Genomic DNA, 18,313 nt, shown 5'->3' with positions numbered 1-18,313 from the left:
TCGACACCATCGTTCTAGTGGTTGGTCTTCGAGCGCCCGCGGGCCAGCGCGGCGTGGGCGACGAAGCGCGCCACCGCCCCCGGCGCCGCGGCCGGGTGGGTGTGCAGGTACGACGCGTGCACGCCGGCGTGCACGGCGCCGTCCCGGACCGGAGCCGCGTCGCCGCCCCGGTACACCCACGCCGGCTGGTAGCTCTCGGCGAAAGTGACTGCGGTGCGGTGGAATTCGTGCCCGACCACCCGCTGCCCGGTCGAATACAGCGGCGAATCGGCCACGGCGACGGCGTCGCGATAGGCCAGCGTGAGGTGCGGCGTGAATCGCGCCGATGCGGCCAGCACCCCGCACATCGGGTGGCCGTCGAGGTCGGACGCCAGGTAGATCAGCCCGGCGCATTCGGCGTGCACGGGCGCGCCGGCGGCGGCCAGCTCGCTGATCTGGCTCCGCACAACGCGATTGGCGGAAAGCTCCGCCGTGAACTGTTCGGGGAAGCCGCCGGGCAGCAGCACGGCGTCGGTGCCGTCGGGCAGCGCGTCGACGAGCGGGTCGAACTCGGCCACGTCGGCGCCGGCGGCCCGGAGCAGCTCGGCATGTTCGGCGTAGCCGAAGCTGAACGCCTTGCCGCTGGCCATGGCGACGGTGGCGCCCGCGCCCGACGCCTCGCCGACCGCCTCGCCTACCGCCGCGGCGGCGTCCCACGGCCGGTCGGCCGGCCCGCACCGGGCGATCGCCACCACGGCGGCCAGGTCGACGTGGCGCGCGACCAGGGCGGTCATCGCCTCGACCGCGTCCCGGGCGCGCCGCCCGTACTCCACGGCCGTGACGAGCCCCAGATACCTTGTCGGCAGCTCTAATTCGGCGGCGCGGGGAATGGCGCCCAGGACCGGGACCCCGGCCTGCTCGCAGGCCTGCCGCAGCACCCGCTCGTGCCGGGCCGACCCCACCCGGTTGAGGATCGCACCGCACACCCGGGTCGCGGCGTCGAAGGTCGAAAAGCCGTGCAGCAGTGCGGCGATGCTGTGGCTCTGGCCGCGCGCGTCGACCACCAGGAGCACCGGGGCACCCAGCAGGCCGGCGACGTGCGCGGTCGAGCCCGCCGCGGGGGCGGTCGCGCCGATCCGCCCGTCGAACAGCCCCATCACCCCCTCGACCACCGCGATGTCGGCGCCGGCGGCGCCGTGGGCGTACAGCGGGCCGATGAGCCCCTCCCCCACCAGCACCGGGTCGAGGTTGCGGCCGGGCCGCCCGGCGGCCAGGCCGTGGTAGCCGGGGTCGATGAAGTCGGGGCCGACCTTGAACGGCGCCACGGTGTGCCCCGCGCCGCGCAGCGCCCCGATCAAACCCGTTGCGACGGTGGTCTTTCCGCTGCCCGACGCGGGGGCGGCGATGACCACCGCGGGGACGCTCACCACTCGATGCCCTTCTGCCCCTTGCGCCCGGCGTCCATCGGGTGCTTGACCTTGGTCATCTCGGTGACCAGATCGGCGGCATCGACCAAGCGCGGCGGGGCGTCGCGACCGGTGATCACCACGTGCTGGTGGCCGGGCCGGGCCAGCAGGACGTCCACCACGTCGTCGACGTCGACCCAGCCCCACTTCATCGGGTAGGTGAATTCGTCGAGCACGTAGAAGTCGTGGCGCTGCGCGGCCAGCCGGCGCGCGATCTCGGACCAGCCGTCGGCCGCGGCCGCGGCGTGGTCGAGATCGCTGCCCTCCTTGCGGCTCCACGACCAGCCCGCGCCCATCTTGTGCCACTCGACTTCCCCGCCGACCCCGTCCCGGTCGTGCAGCTCGCCGAGCCGGGCGAAGGCCGCCTCCTCGCCCACCTTCCACTTCGCGCTCTTGACGAACTGAAACACGGCCACCCGCAGGCCGGCGTTCCACGCCCGCAACGCCATTCCGAACGCGGCCGTCGACTTGCCCTTGCCCGCCCCGGTGTGCACGGCCAGCACGGGGGTGTTGCGCCGCGCTCGGGTGGTCAGCCCGTCATCGGGCACTTCGAGCGGTTGTCCTTGTGGCACGGCTGCTTACCTCACGCGACGCTTCGGACGGCCTGCGTCAGGTGGTCGGCGCGCAACTGCTCCAGCCGCACCGCCGGCGCGCCGAGCTGGCCGGCGAGCCGGTGCGCCAACCCCAGCCGCACGTACGACGTCTCGCAGTCGACGACCACCGCGGCGGCCCCCTCGGCGAGCAGGCGCGCGGCAGCGATCCGGGTGCGCCCCAACGGGTCCGGTCCCGCGGTGGCCCGGCCGTCGGTGAGCACCACGACGAGGGGCCGCCGCGCGCGGTCGCGCGCCCGTTCCCGGACGATCAGCTCGCGCGCGGCCAGCAAGCCCTCGGCCAGCGGGGTCCTGCCGCCGGTGTCGAACCGGGCCAGCCGCCGCCCGGCGATGTGCGCCGACGACGTCGGCGGGAGCAGCAGCCGCGCGCCGTGGCCGCGGAAGGTGATGACCGCGACCTTGTCGCGGCGCTGATAGGCGTCGCGCAGCAGCGACAGGGTGGCGCCGTTCACCGCGGCCATGCGGTCCCGGGCCGCCATCGAACCCGACGCGTCGACGACGAAGATCACCAGATTGCCTTCGCGCCCTTCGCGGATGGCCCGGCGCACGTCCTCCGGCGTCGGCCGCAACGGCCCGGCGCCGGCGCGCTCGGCGGCCGACAGCAGGGTCGCGAACAGGTGCAGTCCGTGCGCGCCGACGCTGGTCTCACCCGCGTCGGCGGCCGCCACCACGCTGCCGGAGGCGTTGCGGGCCCGCGACCGCCGGCCCGGCGCGCCCTCGCCGACCCCGGGAACGGTCAGCGCCCGGGTGCGAAAGGTGGCCGACGGCGGCGCGCTGGGCTTCGTCGACGATCGCAAGCGCGGCGAAGCCGCGCGCAGCGGGTCGTCGCCATCCGGGTTCGTCGACGATCGCAGGCGCGGCGAAGCCGGGCGCAGCGGGTCGTCGCCATCCGAGTGCGTCGAGGGCGCCGCGGTCGGCTTCGAATTCGGTTGCGGCGCAGGCGCATCCGCGGACTGCCCGCCGCCCGGCGGGTCGGGCTCGGGGTCGGGGTCGTCGGCGCCGGCCCGCGCCAGGGCCTCGTCCAGCTGGTCGCGGTCGATGCCGGGGTCGTCGAACGGGTCGCGGCGGCGCCGGTGCGGCAGGGCCAGTTCGGCCGCGACCCGGATGTCGGCCTCCTCGACGGTGGTGGCGCCGCGCCACGCGGCGTGCGCGACGGCGGTGCGCGCCACCACCAGGTCGGCCCTCATGCCGTCCACGTCGAACGCCGCGCACAGCGCCGCGATGCGCCGCAATTCGTTGTCGGGCAACGACACGTCGTCGACCAGGGCGCGGGCGGCGCCGATCCGGCGGGCCAGTTCCGCGTCGGCGTCGGCGTAGCGCTCCGCGAACCCGTCGGGGTCGGCCTCGTAGGCCATGCGCTGCCGGACGACCTGCATTCGCACGTCGACGTCGCGCGACGCGTGCACGTCGACGGTCAGGCCGAACCGGTCGAGCAGTTGCGGACGCAGCTCGCCCTCTTCGGGATTCATCGTGCCGATCAGCACGAACCGCGACTCGTGCGAGTGCGAGATGCCGTCGCGCTCGATGTGGACGCGGCCCATCGCCGCCGCGTCGAGCAGCACGTCGACCAGGTGGTCGTGCAGCAGGTTGACCTCGTCGACGTAGAGGACCCCGCCGTGCGCGCGCGCCAACAGCCCGGGGGAAAACGCGTGCTCGCCGTCGCGCAGCACCCGCTGCAGGTCCAGCGAGCCGATCACCCGGTCTTCGGTTGCGCCCAAGGGCATTTCGACCAGCGCGCCCTCACCGGTCGCGGCGGACAGCAGCGCCGCGAGCCCGCGCACGGCCGTCGACTTGGCGGTGCCCTTCTCGCCGCGGATCAGCGCCCCGCCGATCTCGGGACGCACCGCGCACAGCAACAGGGCCAGCCGCAGCTGGTCGTGCCCGACGATCGCGCTGAACGGATACGGCTTCACGGCTGCTGCGCCAATCCCGAACCCGGCCGCAGCATCGGCACATGCGGCACACCGTCGTCGACGAAATCGTCGCCGTCGCGGACGAATCCGTGCTGGGCGTACATGTCGGCCAGATAGGTCTGCGCGTCGATGCGGCACGGGTAGTCCCCCACCTCGGCCAGCGCGGCGCGCAGCAGCCGGGTGGTGTGGCCCTGGCCGCGCGCGCTGCGCTTGGTGCACAGCCGGCCGATCCGGAAGGCCTTCTCGCCGCCGGCGTGCTCCTCCATCAACCGCAGCGTGCAGATCACCTCGCCGTCGGGCGTCTCGAGCCAGAAGTGCCGGGTTTCGGCGAGCAGGTCGCGGCCGTCCAGCTCCGGGTACGGGCAGGCCTGCTCGACGACGAACACCTCCACCCGCAGCTTGAGCAGCTCGTACAGGGTTGGCACGTCGAGGTCCTTGGACCAGGCCCGGCGCAGCGATTCGCTCATGACGCCTCCAGCTGCAGCGCCTTGGTGCCCCAGGACCACACCTCGTCGAACAGCGCGGGCTCGCGGGACAGCTCCACCCCCAGCGACGGCACCATCTCTTTGAGCGCGGGCAGCCACGAGTCGTAGCGGTCGGCGAAGCACCGCTGCAGCACGTCGAGCATGGCCGGCACGGCGGTCGATGCGCCCGGGGAGCCGCCCAGCAACCCGGCGATGCTGCCGTCGGCGGCGCTGAGCAGGGTGGTGTTGAAGTCGAGCGCCCCGCCTTTGCGCCTGTCGCGGCGGATCACCTGGACCCGTTGGCCGGCCACCGTCAGCTCCCAGTCGGAATCGCTTGCGCTGGGCACGAATTCGCGCAGGATCCGAACGCGGTCGGGTTCGGAGAGCCGCAGCTGGCCGATCAGGTAGTTGACCAGTGTCATCTGGGTGACCCCGACACCGAGCATCGACAGCAGGTTGTCCGGCTTGATCGAGCGGGGCAGGTCGGTGAAGTGGCCGTGTTTCAGGAACTTTGGCGACCAGCCGGCGTACGGCCCGAACACCAGCCAAGACTTGCCGTTGACGAACCGAAGGTCGAGGTGCAGCGCGCCGAGCGGCGGGGCCCCCGGCGCCGGCGCGCCGTACACCTTGGCGCGGTGCGCGGCGGTGAGCGCCGGGTTGCCGGCGCGCAGGAACCGGCCGCCGATCGGGAAGCCCGCGAAGCCCTTGACCTCGGCGATGCCCGACCGCTGCAGCAGCGGCAGCGAATCCCCGCCGGCGCCGACGAAGACGAATCTGGCGTTCAGGCGCCGCTTTTCGCGGGTGCGGCGGTTGCGGATGCTCACCGCCCAGCCACCGTCGGATTGGCGCGTCAGGTCGCGGACCTCGTGGCCGAACAGCGCGGTCGCGCCGCCCTGCACGCAAAAGGCGATGAGTTGGCGCGCCAGCGCACCGAAGTCGACGTCGGTGCCGTCGGCGGCCCAGTTGAGCGCGATCGGCTCGGAGAAGTCGCGCCTGGCGGCCATCAACGGCAGCCGGCGCGCGAACTCACCCGCGTCGTCGATCAGCTCGGTGCGCGCGAACAGCGGGTTGTCGGCCAGCGCGCGCCGGCGCCGCCGCAGGTAGTCGACACCCGGCGCGCCGCGCACGAAGCTGGCGTGCGGGATCGGGTTGACGAAGCCGCGATCGGTCAGGATGCCGTTCTCGACCGCGTACGCCCAGAATTGGCGGGTCACCTGGAACTGCTCGTTGATGCGGACCGCTTTGGTGATGTCGATGGAGCCGTCGGGGTTCTGGGGGGTGTAGTTCAGCTCGCACAGCGCGGAGTGCCCGGTGCCGGCGTTGTTCCACGGGCTGCTGCTTTCGGCGGCGACGGCGTCCAACCGCTCGACGAGGGTGATCGACCAGTCCGGCTCCAGCCGCCGCAGCAACGCCCCCAGCGTCGCGCTCATGATGCCGGCGCCCACCAGCACGACGTCGGTCCGCGCGGTTGTGGCCTGCCCTGACACCGTCCCAGGTTATCCCGACGGGTTCGACGCACTGACGACGTGCGGCCCACCCGCCGCCAGCAAAACCTTTAAGCTGGCCTCGTGACTGGCTGGGTGCCCGACGTGCTGCCCGGCTATTGGCAGCACACCATCCCGCTCGGCCCGGACCCCGCCGGCGAGGGCGACATCGTGGCAACGCTGATCCGGCGCGGCGAACCGACCGGGGCCGACCAGCACGCGGTGCTGGCGGTGCACGGCTACACCGACTACTTCTTCAACACCGCGCTGGCCGATCACTTCGCGGATCGCGGCTTCGCCTTCTATGCGCTGGACTTGCAAAAGTGCGGCAGGTCGCGGCGCGACGGCCAGACCCCGCACTTCATCACCGACCTCGCCCACTACGACGCCGAACTCGAATGCGCCCTGTCGGCCATCCGCGAGCAGGCCCCCGCCGGCCGGCCCGCCAAGATCCTGGTCTACGGCCACTCCTCCGGGGGGCTGATCGTGGCGCTGTGGCTGGACCGGCTGCGCCGTCGGGACCCGGCGGCGCACGCCGGCATCCGCGGCCTGGTGCTCAACAGCCCGTTTCTGGACCTGCACGGCCCGGCGCTGCTGCGCCTTTCGCTGACCTCGGCGCTGATCGCCGGCCTGTCGCGGGTGCGGTCCAAGGGGGTGGTCCGGACCCCCACCGAGGGCGGCTACGGCACCACGCTGCACCGCGACTACCGCGGGGAGTTCGACTACGACCTGCAGTGGAAGCCGGTCGGCGGGTTCCCCATCACGTTCGGGTGGCTGCACGCCATCCGCCGCGGCCACGCCCGGCTGCATCGCGGGCTCGACGTCGGCGTGCCGAACCTGATCCTGCGGTCCGACCACAGCGTGGCCGAATCCGACGATGCCGAGGCCATGCACCGCGGCGACGCGGTCCTCGACGTCGCCCAGATCGCCAGGTGGGCCGGCTGCATCGGGAACCGCAGCACCGTCGTCCCGGTGCCCGACGCCAAGCACGACGTGTTCTTGTCGTTGCCCGAGCCGCGCCGGCTGGCCTACCGGGAACTGGACGTGTGGCTGGACGACTACCTGGGCAGCGAAAACCGCCAAGCGCCGGCCTCCCCGGGGAAGGGGTGAGGCCCGAGCATGGAAACCTACGACCTCGCCATCATCGGAACCGGTTCGGGCAACACCATTCTCGACGATCGCTACGCGGGCAAACGCGTGGCCATCTGCGAGCACGGCACGTTCGGCGGCACCTGCCTCAACGTCGGCTGCATCCCGACGAAGATGTTCGTCTACGCCGCCGACGTCGCCGCGGGCGTCCGGGGGGCTGCCCGCTACGGCATCGACGCGCACATCGACGGGGTGCGCTGGGACGACATCGTCTCGCGTGTCTTCGGGCGCATCGACCCCATCTCGATGAGCGGCGAGGAGTACCGACGCTCGCTGCCCAATGTCGACCTGTACGAACGGCACACCCGGTTCAGGCCGGTTCAACCCGACGGCCGATACCTGTTGCGCACCGACGCGGGCGAAGAATTCACCGCCGATCAGGTGGTGATCGCGGCGGGCTCGCGCCCGGTGATCCCCTCGACCATCCTCGCCTCCGACGTGCATTACCACACCAGCGACACCATCATGCGCATCCCCGAGCTGCCCGAGCACCTGGTGATCATCGGAAGCGGCTTCGTGGCAACGGAATTCGCGCACGTCTTCTCCGCTCTCGGCGTGCGGGTCACGCTGGTCATCCGCGGCTCCACGCTGCTGCGGCACTTCGACGACACCATCTGCAAGCGGTTCACCCGCATCGCCTCGCGCAAATGGGAACTGCGCACCCACCGGATGGTCGCCCGCGCCGCCAACCGCGGCTCCGGCGTCGCCCTCGAGCTCGACGACGGCTCCACCCTGAACGCCGACCTGCTGCTGGTGGCGACCGGCCGGCTGCCCAACGGCGACCTGCTGGACGCCGATCAGGCCGGCATCGACGTCGAGAACGGCCAGGTGGTGGTCGACGAATACCAAAGGACCTCGGCGCGCGGCGTTTTCGCGCTCGGCGACGTCTCCTCGCCCTACCAGCTCAAGCACGTCGCCAACCACGAGGCCCGCGTCGTTCAGCACAACCTGCTGTGCGACTGGGACGACACCGAGTCGATGGCCAAGACCGACCACCGGTTCGTGCCGTCGGCGGTGTTCACCGACCCCCAGCTGGCGACCGTCGGCCTCACCGAAAACCAGGCCATCGCACGCGGATTCGACATCGCGGTCAAGGTCCAGGACTACGCCGACGTCGCCTACGGCTGGGCGATGGAGGACACCACCGGCATCGTCAAACTCATCGCCGAGCGCAACAGCGGGTGCCTCCTGGGCGCCCACATCATGGGCCACCAGGCGTCGTCGATCATCCAGCCGCTGATCCAGGCGATGAGCTTCGGGCTGACCGCCCAGGAGATGGCGCGCGGCCAGTACTGGATTCATCCGGCACTGCCCGAGGTGGTCGAGAACGCCCTGCTGGGCCTGCGCTAGGCCGCTGTCAGCCGCGCTGGCACTGGGGGCACAGGCCGCGCAGCGTCAGGCCGGCCGCCTCCGACAGCGCGAACGAACTGCCCGCCATCGCGTGCTCGAGCGCCGAGCTCAGCTGGCGCGCGGGCACCTCGATGATGGAGCCGCATCGGGTGCACACCGCGTGGTGGTGCGGCGCGGTGGCCAGCCCGTAGGTGGCGATGCCGCCGTCGAGGGTCAGCGCGTGCAGCACCCCCTGGTCGACCAGGGTGGTCACGGTGCGGTAGATGGTCGCGACGTCGGGCGGCTGGGCGCCCGGCGGCAGGCTGGCGCGCACCCGCTGGTGGATCTCCGCCACCGTCAGGTGCCCGTTGACCGGCTCGAGGACCGCCAGCACCTGGATCCGCGACGCCATCCGCCGCAGCCCGTGGGCCCGCAGCACGGCACCGATCCGTTCGGTGACGGCCGGGTCCAGCGCCGGGGCCTTGGGACTCACCCGTTCAGTGTCGCGCCCGACACCGGAGACCGCCAGTTTTCGGCCCACCCGGGCGCCCGGGCCGTTCCTGCAACCAACTTGCATTTGCCGCGCGGCGGCCCCTAATGTCGTGCCGGTGGCCAGTACTGAGTTGGACTGGCGGCCATCGCGACTGAACCGGCCCTCCAGGCTGCGGGGCGCGCTGGCGCCGGCGGAGTGGTGGCGGCTGGGATCGATGGTGGCGGTGATCGTCGCCCTGCACCTGGTCGGCTGGATCACCCTGGTGCTGATCGTGGATCCCGAGCGGTTCAGCCTCGGCGGCAAGGCGTTTGGCGTCGGCGTCGGGCTGACGGCCTACACCCTGGGCATGCGGCACGCCTTCGACGCCGACCACATCGCCGCCATCGACAACACCACCCGCAAGCTGATGAGCGACGGGCAGCGCCCGCTGGCCGTCGGGTTCTTCTTCTCGCTGGGCCACTCGACGGTCGTCTTCGCGCTGGCGCTGCTGCTGGCCACGGGGACGAGGGCCGTCATAAAGGCCACCGTAGGGCCGGTCGAGGACGACTCCTCGGCGCTGCACCACTACACCGGGCTCATCGGCACCAGCGTCTCCGGGGTGTTCCTGTACCTCATCGCCATCCTCAACGTCATCGTCCTGGTCGGCATCCTGCGGGTGTTCCTGCGGCTGCGCCGCGGCGAGTACGACGAGACCGAACTCGAACGGCACTTGCAGAACCGCGGGCTGATCAACCGATTCCTCGGCCGGTTCACCCGCTCGATCACCAAGTCGTGGCACCTGTATCCGGTCGGGCTGTTGTTCGGGCTGGGGTTCGACACCGCCACCGAGATCGCGCTGCTGGTGCTGGCGGGCACCAGCGCCGCGGCCGGTCTGCCGTGGTACGCCATCCTGTGCCTGCCGGTGCTCTTCACCGCCGGCATGTGCCTGCTGGACACCATCGACGGATCGTTCATGAACTTCGCCTACGGCTGGGCCTTCGCCAGCCCGGTGCGCAAGATCTACTACAACATCACCATCACGGGCCTGTCGGTGGCGGTCGCCCTGCTGATCGGGACCGTCGAACTCCTCGGCCTGTTCGCCGACCAACTGGGCTGGCGCGGCCCGTTCTGGCGCTGGCTGGGCGGCATCGACCTCAACACCGTCGGCTTCGTCGTCGTCGGCATCTTCGTCGCGACCTGGGCGGTCGCCCTGCTCGTCTGGCGCTACGGGCGCATCGAGGAAAAGTGGAGTTCGGCCCGGAGCTGACGGGAAAATCGGTGTAGACCCCGGCAAGGTGTAGAACAGTGCCATGCACGAGCTGTCGCTGTGCGAGGCCATCGCCGGCCTGGTCAAGACCCACGCCGACGGGCGGCACGTCGATGTCGTGCGGGTGCGGATCGGGGCCCTCCGCCAGGTGGTGCCCGAATCGCTGTCCTTCTGCTGGACGCTGGTCCGCGACTCCGAGGACATGCCGGACGCGGAGCTGGAGCTCGAGTGCGTCACCGCCGAGGTGCGCTGCCGTGCGTGCGGCCGCCAATCCGAGATCACGTCGACCTGGTCGATCTGGTGCCCGCGGTGCGACAGCCCCGACGTCGAGGTGCTGCGCGGCAACGAGTTCCTGGTGACGTCGTTGGACGTCTCGTAGCGCCCGCCCAAAGCGCCACGGGCGTATCGCCTTTACCGCTTTCGGCGAGCGTGCAAATTGCGATGCAACACGCCGAAATCGCGTCGCGCAATGCACGCTCGGCGGCCCGGGTTGTGCCGAGCACTAAGATTCGGGCCATAGCACGACACGAACGGATCCGGTCATGGGTAGATTTCATCGCCACGACGACGGCACGGTGCACACCCACGATCACGACCACCCCGACCACGATCACGGCGACCACAGCGCGTATCGGACGGGCAGACAGCGCATCGACGTGCTGGAGGCGATCTTCGCCGAAAACGATGTCCTCGCCGACGCCAACCGGGCGGCCTTCGAGAGCAACGGGATCCGCACGCTGAACCTGATGAGTTCACCGGGATCGGGCAAGACCACCATCGTGGCGGCGACGCTCGACGAGCTCGCGGGCGAAATGGCGATCGGCGTGATCGAGGGCGACATCGCCACGGACCTGGATGCGGCCAAGCTCAGCGGTCGCGGCGCCCAGGTGTCACTGCTCAACACCAGCAGCGGGTTTGGCGGCGAATGCCACCTCGACGCGCCGATGGTCAATCGCGCGCTGCCGGGCCTCGACCTGCCCGCCCTGGACCTGGTGATCATCGAAAACGTCGGCAACCTGGTCTGTCCGGCGGAATTCGACGTCGGTGAGCACGCCAAGGCCATGGTCTACTCGGTGACGGAGGGCGAGGACAAGCCGCTGAAGTACCCGGTGATGTTCCGCTCGGTGGATGTGGTGCTGCTCAATAAGATTGATTTGGTGCCCTACCTCGACGTCGACGTCGACTCGTACATCGCGCACGTGCGCGAGGTCAACGCCACCGCGGAGATCTTGCCGGTCAGCGCGCGCACCGGGGCCGGCATGGGCGCCTGGTTCGGCTGGCTGCGGCGATTCGCCGCCGACCCCGACGCGTGATCCTCTGATGCGATCGGTTCGCATGACGACGTCTTGCGAATGATTCGCACCACAACGGTTTTGCGCCGCCCTCGTTAGGCTGGCTCACGGGTTGGGCGACGGCTCGGCGGCGGTGCGTATTCCCTTGCGGGGCAAGGGGAATGACCGGGCCGTCCGGCTTATGGGACATATGTGCATTTGCCGGCAAACCGAGACCGTTGACAACGGTGGGCGGCGGGAGTAGACCCAAAATCAGCGTTGCGCAAGTGGGCCGATGGTCGACTCCGGCAGCGCAGGAGCATCCAGCCCGGCTCCGGAAAGCTGCGTCATGCCAACTGAAGCGGCAGTCAAAGCAGAAGAAACATTGATCCATGTTCTATGGATCAATGCGGGGCTAAGTTGCGACGGCGATTCGGTGGCGTTGACTGCCGCCACTCAGCCCAGCGTCGAGGAAATAGCACTCGGCGCGCTTCCGGGCTTGCCGAAGGTTGCCGTGCACTGGCCCCTGATCGATTTCGAATGTGGACCCAACGGGGGGGCGGACGACTTCCTCGAGTGGTTTTTCAGAGCCGATCGCGGCGAGCTCGAACCCTTTGTGCTCGTCGTCGAGGGATCCATCCCCAACGAGAAGATCAAGGACGAGGGCTACTGGTGCGGGTTCGGCAACGACCCGGCGACCGGCCAGCCCATGACCACCAGTGAGTGGCTCGACAGGCTGACGCCCAAGGCCACGGCCGTCGTCGCCGTCGGGACCTGCGCCACCTATGGCGGCATCCACGCGATGGCCGGCAATCCGACGGGGGCGATGGGCGTTCCCGACTACCTCGGCTGGGAGTGGAAGAGCAAGGCGGGCATCCCGATCGTCTGCGTGCCTGGCTGCCCGATCCAACCGGACAACCTCTCGGAGACGCTGACCTACCTGCTCTACATGGCGACCGGTCAAGCGCCGATGATCCCGCTCGACGACGCGCTGCGCCCCCAGTGGCTGTTCGGCAACACCGTGCACGAAGGGTGCGACCGCGCCGGCTACTACGAGCAGGGCGACTTCGCCACCGAGTACGGGTCGCCGAAATGCATTGTCAAGCTTGGTTGTTGGGGACCCGTGGTGAAATGCAACGTGCCCAAGCGCGGGTGGATCAACGGTGTCGGTGGCTGCCCGAACGTCGGCGGCATCTGCATCGGATGCACCATGCCGGGCTTCCCGGACAAGTTCATGCCGTTCATGGACGAGCCGCCGGGCGGCAAGGTGTCCACCACCGCCTCGGGCCTCTACGGGTCGGTGATCCGCAACCTGCGGGGCGTCACGGCGCGCACGGTGGACAAGGAGCCGCGCTGGCGCCACAACGGCGACAAACTCACTTCCGGAGCCCGCCGCACCTGGTAGTCCCCTACCAGGTCGGCGCGCTTGCATTCACTTCAGACGGAGACACTGCGATGACAACTATCGTCCCCGAGCCGACCACCGCGAAGCGCGAGCCCGGCCAGCTCGTCGACATGGCGTGGGACCCGATCACCAGGATCGTGGGCAGCCTCGGCATTTACACCAAGATCGACTTCGAGAACAAGGAGGTCGTCGAGTGCCACAGCACCTCGTCGATCTTCCGCGGCTACTCGATCTTCATGAAGGGCAAGGACCCTCGCGACGCCCACTTCATCACCAGCCGCATCTGCGGCATCTGCGGCGACAACCACGCCACCTGCTCGTGCTACGCGCAGAACATGGCGTACGGGGTCAAGCCGCCGCACCTCGGTGAGTGGATCGTCAACCTCGGCGAGGCCGCCGAATACATGTTCGACCACAACATCTTCCAGGAGAACCTGGTCGGCGTGGACTTCTGCGAAAAGATGGTCTCCGAGACCAACCCGAGCGTGCTCGCGCTGGCGGAGAAGACGCCGGCGCCGCAGGCGGGCGCGCACGGCTACCGGACGATCGCCGACATCATGCGCTCGCTCAACCCGTTCAGCGGCGAGTTCTACCGGGAGGCCCTGGCGGTCAGCCGCTGGACGCGAGAGATGTTCTGCCTCATGGAGGGCCGCCACGTGCACCCGTCCACGCTGTACCCCGGGGGCGTCGGGACCGTCGCCACCGTCCAGCTGATGACGGACTACATGACGCGGCTGATGCGCTACGTCGAGTTCATGAAGAAGGTCGTGCCCATGCACGACGACCTGTTCGACTTCTTCTATGAGGCGCTGCCCGGCTACGAGAAGGTCGGGCTGCGCCGGACCCTGCTCGGCTGCTGGGGCTCCTTCCAGGACCCCGAGGTGTGCAACTTCGCCTACAAGGACATGGAGCGCTGGGGTAACGCGATGTTCGTCACCCCGGGCGTGGTGGTCGACGGCAAGCTGGTCACCCATTCGCTGGTGGACATCAACCTCGGCATCCGAATCCTTTTGGGCAGTTCGTATTACGACGACTGGACCGATCAGGAGATGTTCGTCAAGACCGATCCGCTGGGCAACGCGGTGGACCGGCGGCACCCGTGGAACCAGCACACCAACCCGCACCCGCAGAAGCGGGACATGGACGGCGGCAAGTACAGCTGGGTGATGTCGCCGCGCTGGTTCGACGGCCAGGATCACCTGGCGCTAGACACCGGCGGCGGGCCGCTGGCGCGGCTGTGGGCCACGGCGCTGGCCGGGCTGGTCGACATCGGCTACGTCAAGGCGACCGGCAACAGCGTCAAGATCAACCTCCCCAAGACCGCGCTGAAGGGGCCGGTCGAACTCGAGTGGAAGGTGCCCAAGTACGGCAGCAACACGATCGAACGCGACCGTGCGCGCACCTACTTCCAGGCCTACGCGGCGGCGTGCGGGTTGCACTTCGCCGAGAAGGCGCTCGAGGAGATCCGCGCCGGGCGCACCAAGACGTGGGAGCGCTTCGAGGTGCCCGACGAGGCCATTGGTTGCGGCTTCACCGAGGCGGTGCGCGGCGTGCTCAGCCACCACCTGGTGATCCGGGACGGCAAGATCGCCAACTATCACCCGTACCCGCCGACGCCGTGGAACGCCAACCCGCGCGACAGCTACGGCACGCCGGGCCCCTACGAGGACGCGGTGCAGGGCCAGCCGATCTTCGAGGAGAACGGCCGGGACAACTTCAAGGGCATCGACGTGATGCGCACGGTCCGCAGCTTCGACCCGTGCCTGCCGTGCGGCGTGCACATGTACCTGGGTAAGGGCAAGACGCTGGAGAGACTGCACACGCCGACCCAATCGCCCGTCGGGGCGTGATCGACGGTGGATCGCCCGGAGGCCCTTGAGGAGAACGACGCGCAATGGCGCACGGCGGGCGATCGGATCCAGACGCTGCTGGATTCCTGCGCGTCCGGTGGCGCGGCGGCGTATGAGCGCGCGAGGGAGTTGGTCCGCGAGGTCGTCGCGCTCTATGGGGCCGGTCTGGAACGGATCGTGCGTGCCGGCGACCCCGGTCTGGCCGAGCGGCTGGCCGCCGACGACCTGGTGGCCAGCCTGCTCCTGGTGCACGGGCTGCACCCGCACGGCGTGCACCGGCGGGTGTCCGACGCGCTGGACCGGGTGCGGCCCTACCTGGGGTCGCACGGCGGCGACGTCGACCTGCTGGAGATCGTGCCCGGCGAAGGGCCGGGAGAGAGCACAGTGCGGCTGGCGTTCCGGGGAAGTTGCAAGAGCTGCCCGTCGTCGGCGGTGACGCTGGAGCTGGCCGTGCAGGACGCGGTCCGGGCGGCGGCGCCGGAGATCTCGTCGATCGAGGTGGTCACCGCCCCGGCCGACAAGGCCGCCGGCGTGATTCCCGCCGAATCGCTGATGGCACACGTGAAGTCGAACGGGCACGCGGCCGGCTGGCATCCGCTACCCGAGGTGGGCGACCTCGCCGCGGGCGAGGTGGCGGGGTTCCTGGTTTCGGGCACCCCGCTGCTGGTGTGCAGAGTCGGCGACCTGCCACTGGCCTACCGCGACCACTGCCCGGTGTGCGACGACACGTTGGCGGGTGCGCAACTGCGCGAGACGCTGCTGGGCTGCCCGCGCTGCGGCACGCAGTTCGATGTCGTGCACGCGGGGGCCGGCCCCGACGGCGCGCACCTCGAGCCGGTCCCCCTGCTGCTGCGCGACGCGGTGCCGTCGGTCGCGCTGGCCGAACCGATGGGGGCCCCGGCATGAGCAGCCCCTTCGACGTGCTCAACCGGATCCGGAGCAACCGGGCGGCCCCGCAGCCGGCGGGCGAACGATGCGAAATGTGCTCCGAGCTCATCGCCGACGAGCACCAGCACGTGGTGAATGTGGCGGCGCGCCAGTTGATGTGCGTCTGCCGGGCCTGCTATCTGCTGTTCACCGATTCGGCGGCCGAGCTGCGCTATCGCGCCGTGCCGGACCGGTATCTGGCGTTTCCGCGCTTCGCGCTGGACCGCCGCGCGTGGGAGGCGCTGCAGATCCCGGTCGGGGTCGCCTTCTTCTTCACCAACTCGGAGCTGGGTCGCACGGTCGCCTTTTACCCGGGCCCGGCGGGCGCGACCGAATCCGAGCTGGACCTGGACCTGTGGAACGCCGTCGGCGGGGCCGACCCCCGCGCGGGGCTGCCGGCCGACGACGTCGAGGCGCTGCTGGTGCGGGTGCCCGAGGGCGACGACGAGAATGCCGAGCCGGAAAGCTATCTCGTTCCGATCGACGCCTGTTACGAGTTCGTCGGGCGCCTACGCATGATGTGGCGGGGGTTCGACGGGGGCCAGGAGGCCCGGGCGTTCATCGACGGCTTCTTCGCCGACATCAGGGCCCGCGCGGTAGAGACGCCGCCATGACCACCGAGCACGTGGACGTGAACTTCGCGGTGCTCGATGTGGCGCCCGAGCCGTACTCGGTGAGCCCGGTGTTGACGGCGCGGGTCAGCGTCGCCGCCAGCGGCGACGATCCGGTGCACGCGATCGCCCTGCGCTGCCAGGTCCGGATCGAGCCGCTGCGCCGCTCCTACTCGGAGGCCGAGGCGGCCGGCCTGCTCGACCTGTTCGGGCCCCGCGAACGCTGGGCCGCCACCCAGCGCACCTTCCTCTGGCAGCACGCCACGGCGATGGTGCCGGGCTTCGCCGGCAACACCACGGTCGCGCTCCCGCTGGACTGCACCTACGACTTCGAGGTCGCCGCCGCCAAGTACCTGCACGCGCTGCGCGACGGCGCCCTGCCCCTCCAGTTCCTTTTCAGCGGAACGATTTTCGTCAAGTCCGAACGGGGATTCTCGGTCCAGCAGGTGCCGTGGGACTGCGAGTACCGCTACGACATGCCGGTCACCGTCTGGCGGGATCTGATCGCGCAGCACTATCCGAACACCGGCTGGGTGCGGCTGAGCCACGACACCATCGCGGCGCTGGCCGCGTTCAAGTCGGCGCGGGGCATGCTCGACCTCGACCACGCGGTCACCTCGCTGCTGGGCACCGACCGCGAGGAGGCCCGATGACCTCCCGCTGGGACCGGGCCCGCGCCGTCGCCGACGCGGTGCTGTACGAGGGCTATCTGCTCTACCCGTACCGCGGGACGTCGAGCAAGAACCAGTCGCGTTGGCAGTTCGGCGTTCTGGGACCACCCGGGGCCGCGGACGCGGGACTGGGCGAAGACGACAGCATGGCCGCGGACTTCCTGGTCGACGGCGCCCGGGCGCTGACGCTGGTGGTGCGGTTCCTGCAGTTGCAGCATCGCCGGGCGGAGCGCGAGTTCACCCACGGCGAGTTCGAGCCGGTCGACGAGCTGACCACCCCGGCCGGCTCCTGGCTGACCTGGGACGAGGCGGTCGAGTGCGAAGTGTCGTTCGGGCCGCTCGCCCTCGACGACGAGCCGTGCACGCTGCCGGTGACGGCCGCGGAGGGGACGGACATCGAGCTGCTGGCCGGCGGGCGCCTGGTGCGCCATCGGCGGGAGGTGCTCGGCGTGCTGACGGTGGCCAGCGAGCCGGACGGCGACCTGCGCCGGGTGTCGATCCGGGTCAGCAACGTCGGCGACGGGGCGCGCGACAAGAACGACGCGATCGCGCGGTCGATGATCGGCACGCACGTGATCGCGGAAGTCGTTGGCGGCGAGTTCGTCTCGCTGCTCGAGCCGCCGCCCGGCGCCGCCGCCGCGGTGTCGCGGTGCGGGCGACACCGGTGCTTCCCCGTGCTGGCCGGGCCGCCCGGCACCCGGGACATCCTGCTGATCTCGCCGATCATCCTCTACGACCACCCCGAGGTCGCCGAACAGAGCGACACCGCCCTGTACGACTGCACCGAGATCGACGAGATCCTCACGCTGCGCGTGATGACGATGACGGACGAGGAAAAGGCCCAGGCGCGGGCCACCGATCCGCGGGCGGCGCGGATCATCGACCAGTGCGATGCCATGTCGCCCGAGTCGATGGCGCGCCTGCACGGGGTGCTGCGCGATCCCCACGCGATCTCCGGCCTCGTCCCCGAGATCCCCGACGGCGTTGACTGGTGGGATCCGCTGGCGGACAACGCCGTTCGCCCCGAAGTCGACGCGGTCCTGGTGAACGGCATCCGGGTCGCTCGTGGCAGCCGGGTCCGGTTGCGCCCGCGGCGCAACGCCGACGCCCAGGACATCTTCGTGGCCGGCAAGACCGCCCGCGTCACGTCGGTGCATGAGGACGTCGAGGGCAACAAACACGTCGCGGTCGTCGTCGACGACGACCCCGCCGCCGAGCTGCACGACTGGTACGGACGCTATCTCTACTTCTCCCCCGACGAAGTGGAGCCACTCGAAACCTCGCAACCCGCGACGTGAAAGGAGTTCGAAATGGAAGTCTTGGGTTGGATATTCATCGCCCTCATCGCGCTGGTGGTCGCGATCGGGCTGGTGCTCGGGCTGGTGTCGATTCCCGATGCGCGCCGCTACCTGAAGTTGAGGCGGATGTAGCCGCCTGGACGAGG

At 70.2% G+C, this 18,313-nt stretch carries 17 protein-coding genes and 1 pseudogene; 12 read left to right on the top strand and 6 right to left on the bottom strand.

Annotation, left to right across the window (positions count from 1 at the left end; genetic code table 11):
• Positions 1-14 precede the first annotated feature (14 nt).
• The 5 genes from AWB89_RS19005 to mqo are packed head-to-tail and all read right to left on the bottom strand — an operon-like array spanning position 15 to position 5,920.
• Positions 15-1,406, bottom strand: coding sequence for a cobyrinic acid a,c-diamide synthase CobB (locus AWB89_RS19005; RefSeq protein ID WP_162293326.1), 1,392 nt, complete (start codon positions 1,404-1,406; stop codon positions 15-17).
• Positions 1,403-2,017, bottom strand: coding sequence for a cob(I)yrinic acid a,c-diamide adenosyltransferase (gene cobO, locus AWB89_RS19000; protein ID WP_085175775.1), 615 nt, complete (start codon positions 2,015-2,017; stop codon positions 1,403-1,405). The genes AWB89_RS19005 and cobO overlap by 4 nt, the downstream gene beginning before the upstream one ends.
• Before the next feature lie 11 nt (positions 2,018-2,028).
• The gene (locus AWB89_RS18995; RefSeq protein ID WP_085175773.1) at positions 2,029-3,969 is read right to left on the bottom strand and encodes a magnesium chelatase subunit D family protein; all 1,941 of its coding nucleotides are present in this window, start codon (positions 3,967-3,969) and stop codon (positions 2,029-2,031) included.
• A complete protein-coding gene (locus AWB89_RS18990; RefSeq protein WP_068234867.1) occupies positions 3,966-4,436 on the bottom strand; it encodes a GNAT family N-acetyltransferase in 471 nt (156 codons plus the stop codon). The genes AWB89_RS18995 and AWB89_RS18990 overlap by 4 nt, the downstream gene beginning before the upstream one ends.
• Complete coding sequence (mqo, locus tag AWB89_RS18985; protein ID WP_085175771.1) at positions 4,433-5,920, bottom strand: malate dehydrogenase (quinone); 1,488 nt, start codon at positions 5,918-5,920, stop codon at positions 4,433-4,435. Before mqo ends, AWB89_RS18990 begins: the two co-directional genes overlap by 4 nt.
• 81 nt (positions 5,921-6,001) lie before the next feature.
• On the opposite strand from mqo, the gene AWB89_RS18980 reads away from it, so the two are divergent.
• Positions 6,002-7,027, top strand: coding sequence for an alpha/beta hydrolase (locus AWB89_RS18980; protein WP_142282578.1), 1,026 nt, complete (start codon positions 6,002-6,004; stop codon positions 7,025-7,027).
• A gap of 9 nt (positions 7,028-7,036) precedes the next feature.
• Positions 7,037-8,416 carry a mycothione reductase gene (gene mtr / locus AWB89_RS18975; protein WP_085175767.1) on the top strand — a complete coding sequence of 460 codons (1,380 nt, stop codon included), beginning with the start codon at positions 7,037-7,039 and terminating at the stop codon, positions 8,414-8,416.
• Positions 8,417-8,423: 7 nt separating this feature from the next.
• Here mtr and AWB89_RS18970 read toward each other — a convergent pair whose 3' ends face one another.
• Positions 8,424-8,888 carry a Fur family transcriptional regulator gene (locus AWB89_RS18970; RefSeq protein ID WP_085102680.1) on the bottom strand — a complete coding sequence of 155 codons (465 nt, stop codon included), beginning with the start codon at positions 8,886-8,888 and terminating at the stop codon, positions 8,424-8,426.
• A gap of 115 nt (positions 8,889-9,003) precedes the next feature.
• Between AWB89_RS18970 and nicT the strand changes: the two genes are divergently transcribed.
• From nicT to AWB89_RS28500, 10 genes and pseudogenes are all read left to right on the top strand, one after another.
• The gene (gene nicT, locus AWB89_RS18965) at positions 9,004-10,134 is read left to right on the top strand and encodes a Nickel transporter NicT (protein WP_085175974.1); all 1,131 of its coding nucleotides are present in this window, start codon (positions 9,004-9,006) and stop codon (positions 10,132-10,134) included.
• A gap of 43 nt (positions 10,135-10,177) precedes the next feature.
• On the top strand, positions 10,178-10,513 hold the full coding sequence (locus AWB89_RS18960; protein ID WP_085175765.1) for a hydrogenase maturation nickel metallochaperone HypA: 336 nt from the start codon (positions 10,178-10,180) through the stop codon (positions 10,511-10,513).
• Positions 10,514-10,676: 163 nt separating this feature from the next.
• Entirely contained in the window at positions 10,677-11,447 is a 771-nt protein-coding gene (gene hypB, locus AWB89_RS18955; RefSeq protein WP_085175763.1) for a hydrogenase nickel incorporation protein HypB, read from the top strand.
• A gap of 307 nt (positions 11,448-11,754) precedes the next feature.
• Complete coding sequence (locus tag AWB89_RS18950; RefSeq protein WP_085102674.1) at positions 11,755-12,810, top strand: NADH-quinone oxidoreductase subunit B family protein; 1,056 nt, start codon at positions 11,755-11,757, stop codon at positions 12,808-12,810.
• 50 nt (positions 12,811-12,860) lie between these two features.
• Positions 12,861-14,660, top strand: a complete 1,800-nt coding sequence (locus AWB89_RS18945; RefSeq protein ID WP_085102672.1) for a nickel-dependent hydrogenase large subunit — start codon at positions 12,861-12,863, stop codon at positions 14,658-14,660.
• Between the two features lie 6 nt (positions 14,661-14,666).
• Complete coding sequence (locus AWB89_RS18940) at positions 14,667-15,566, top strand: NifU family protein (protein ID WP_085175761.1); 900 nt, start codon at positions 14,667-14,669, stop codon at positions 15,564-15,566.
• A complete protein-coding gene (locus tag AWB89_RS18935) occupies positions 15,563-16,201 on the top strand; it encodes a DUF5947 family protein (RefSeq protein WP_085175759.1) in 639 nt (212 codons plus the stop codon). The genes AWB89_RS18940 and AWB89_RS18935 overlap by 4 nt, the downstream gene beginning before the upstream one ends.
• Positions 16,198-16,851, top strand: coding sequence for a DUF6084 family protein (locus AWB89_RS18930; RefSeq protein WP_085102666.1), 654 nt, complete (start codon positions 16,198-16,200; stop codon positions 16,849-16,851). Before AWB89_RS18935 ends, AWB89_RS18930 begins: the two co-directional genes overlap by 4 nt.
• Positions 16,848-18,189 (top strand): annotated as a pseudogene (locus AWB89_RS18925) (hypothetical protein); the annotation flags it as partial. The gene AWB89_RS18930 and the pseudogene AWB89_RS18925, both read left to right, overlap by 4 nt.
• A complete protein-coding gene (locus AWB89_RS28500; RefSeq protein ID WP_096866107.1) occupies positions 18,180-18,299 on the top strand; it encodes a DUF6893 family small protein in 120 nt (39 codons plus the stop codon). The pseudogene AWB89_RS18925 and the gene AWB89_RS28500, both read left to right, overlap by 10 nt.
• Positions 18,300-18,313 lie beyond the last annotated feature (14 nt).

The sequence above is a fragment of the Mycobacterium paraense genome, assembly GCF_002101815.1.
In the GTDB taxonomy this organism is placed as follows: Bacteria; Actinomycetota; Actinomycetes; order Mycobacteriales; family Mycobacteriaceae; genus Mycobacterium; species Mycobacterium paraense.
Note: the sequence above shows the minus strand (reverse complement) of the source record. Positions and strands in the feature narration are given on the sequence as shown.

What these genes read in the sequence shown, in the direction of transcription:
- mtr (WP_085175767.1), top strand. Translation starts at nt 7,037, where the DNA reads ATGGAAACCTACGACCTCGCCATCATCGGAACCGGTTCGGGCAACACC.
- hypB (WP_085175763.1), top strand. Translation starts at nt 10,677, where the DNA reads ATGGGTAGATTTCATCGCCACGACGACGGCACGGTGCACACCCACGAT.
- AWB89_RS18930 (WP_085102666.1), top strand. Translation starts at nt 16,198, where the DNA reads ATGACCACCGAGCACGTGGACGTGAACTTCGCGGTGCTCGATGTGGCG.
- AWB89_RS18990 (WP_068234867.1), bottom strand. Translation starts at nt 4,436, where the DNA reads ATGAGCGAATCGCTGCGCCGGGCCTGGTCCAAGGACCTCGACGTGCCA.
- AWB89_RS18960 (WP_085175765.1), top strand. Translation starts at nt 10,178, where the DNA reads ATGCACGAGCTGTCGCTGTGCGAGGCCATCGCCGGCCTGGTCAAGACC.
- AWB89_RS18945 (WP_085102672.1), top strand. Translation starts at nt 12,861, where the DNA reads ATGACAACTATCGTCCCCGAGCCGACCACCGCGAAGCGCGAGCCCGGC.
- AWB89_RS18935 (WP_085175759.1), top strand. Translation starts at nt 15,563, where the DNA reads ATGAGCAGCCCCTTCGACGTGCTCAACCGGATCCGGAGCAACCGGGCG.
- AWB89_RS28500 (WP_096866107.1), top strand. Translation starts at nt 18,180, where the DNA reads ATGGAAGTCTTGGGTTGGATATTCATCGCCCTCATCGCGCTGGTGGTC.
- AWB89_RS18950 (WP_085102674.1), top strand. Translation starts at nt 11,755, where the DNA reads ATGCCAACTGAAGCGGCAGTCAAAGCAGAAGAAACATTGATCCATGTT.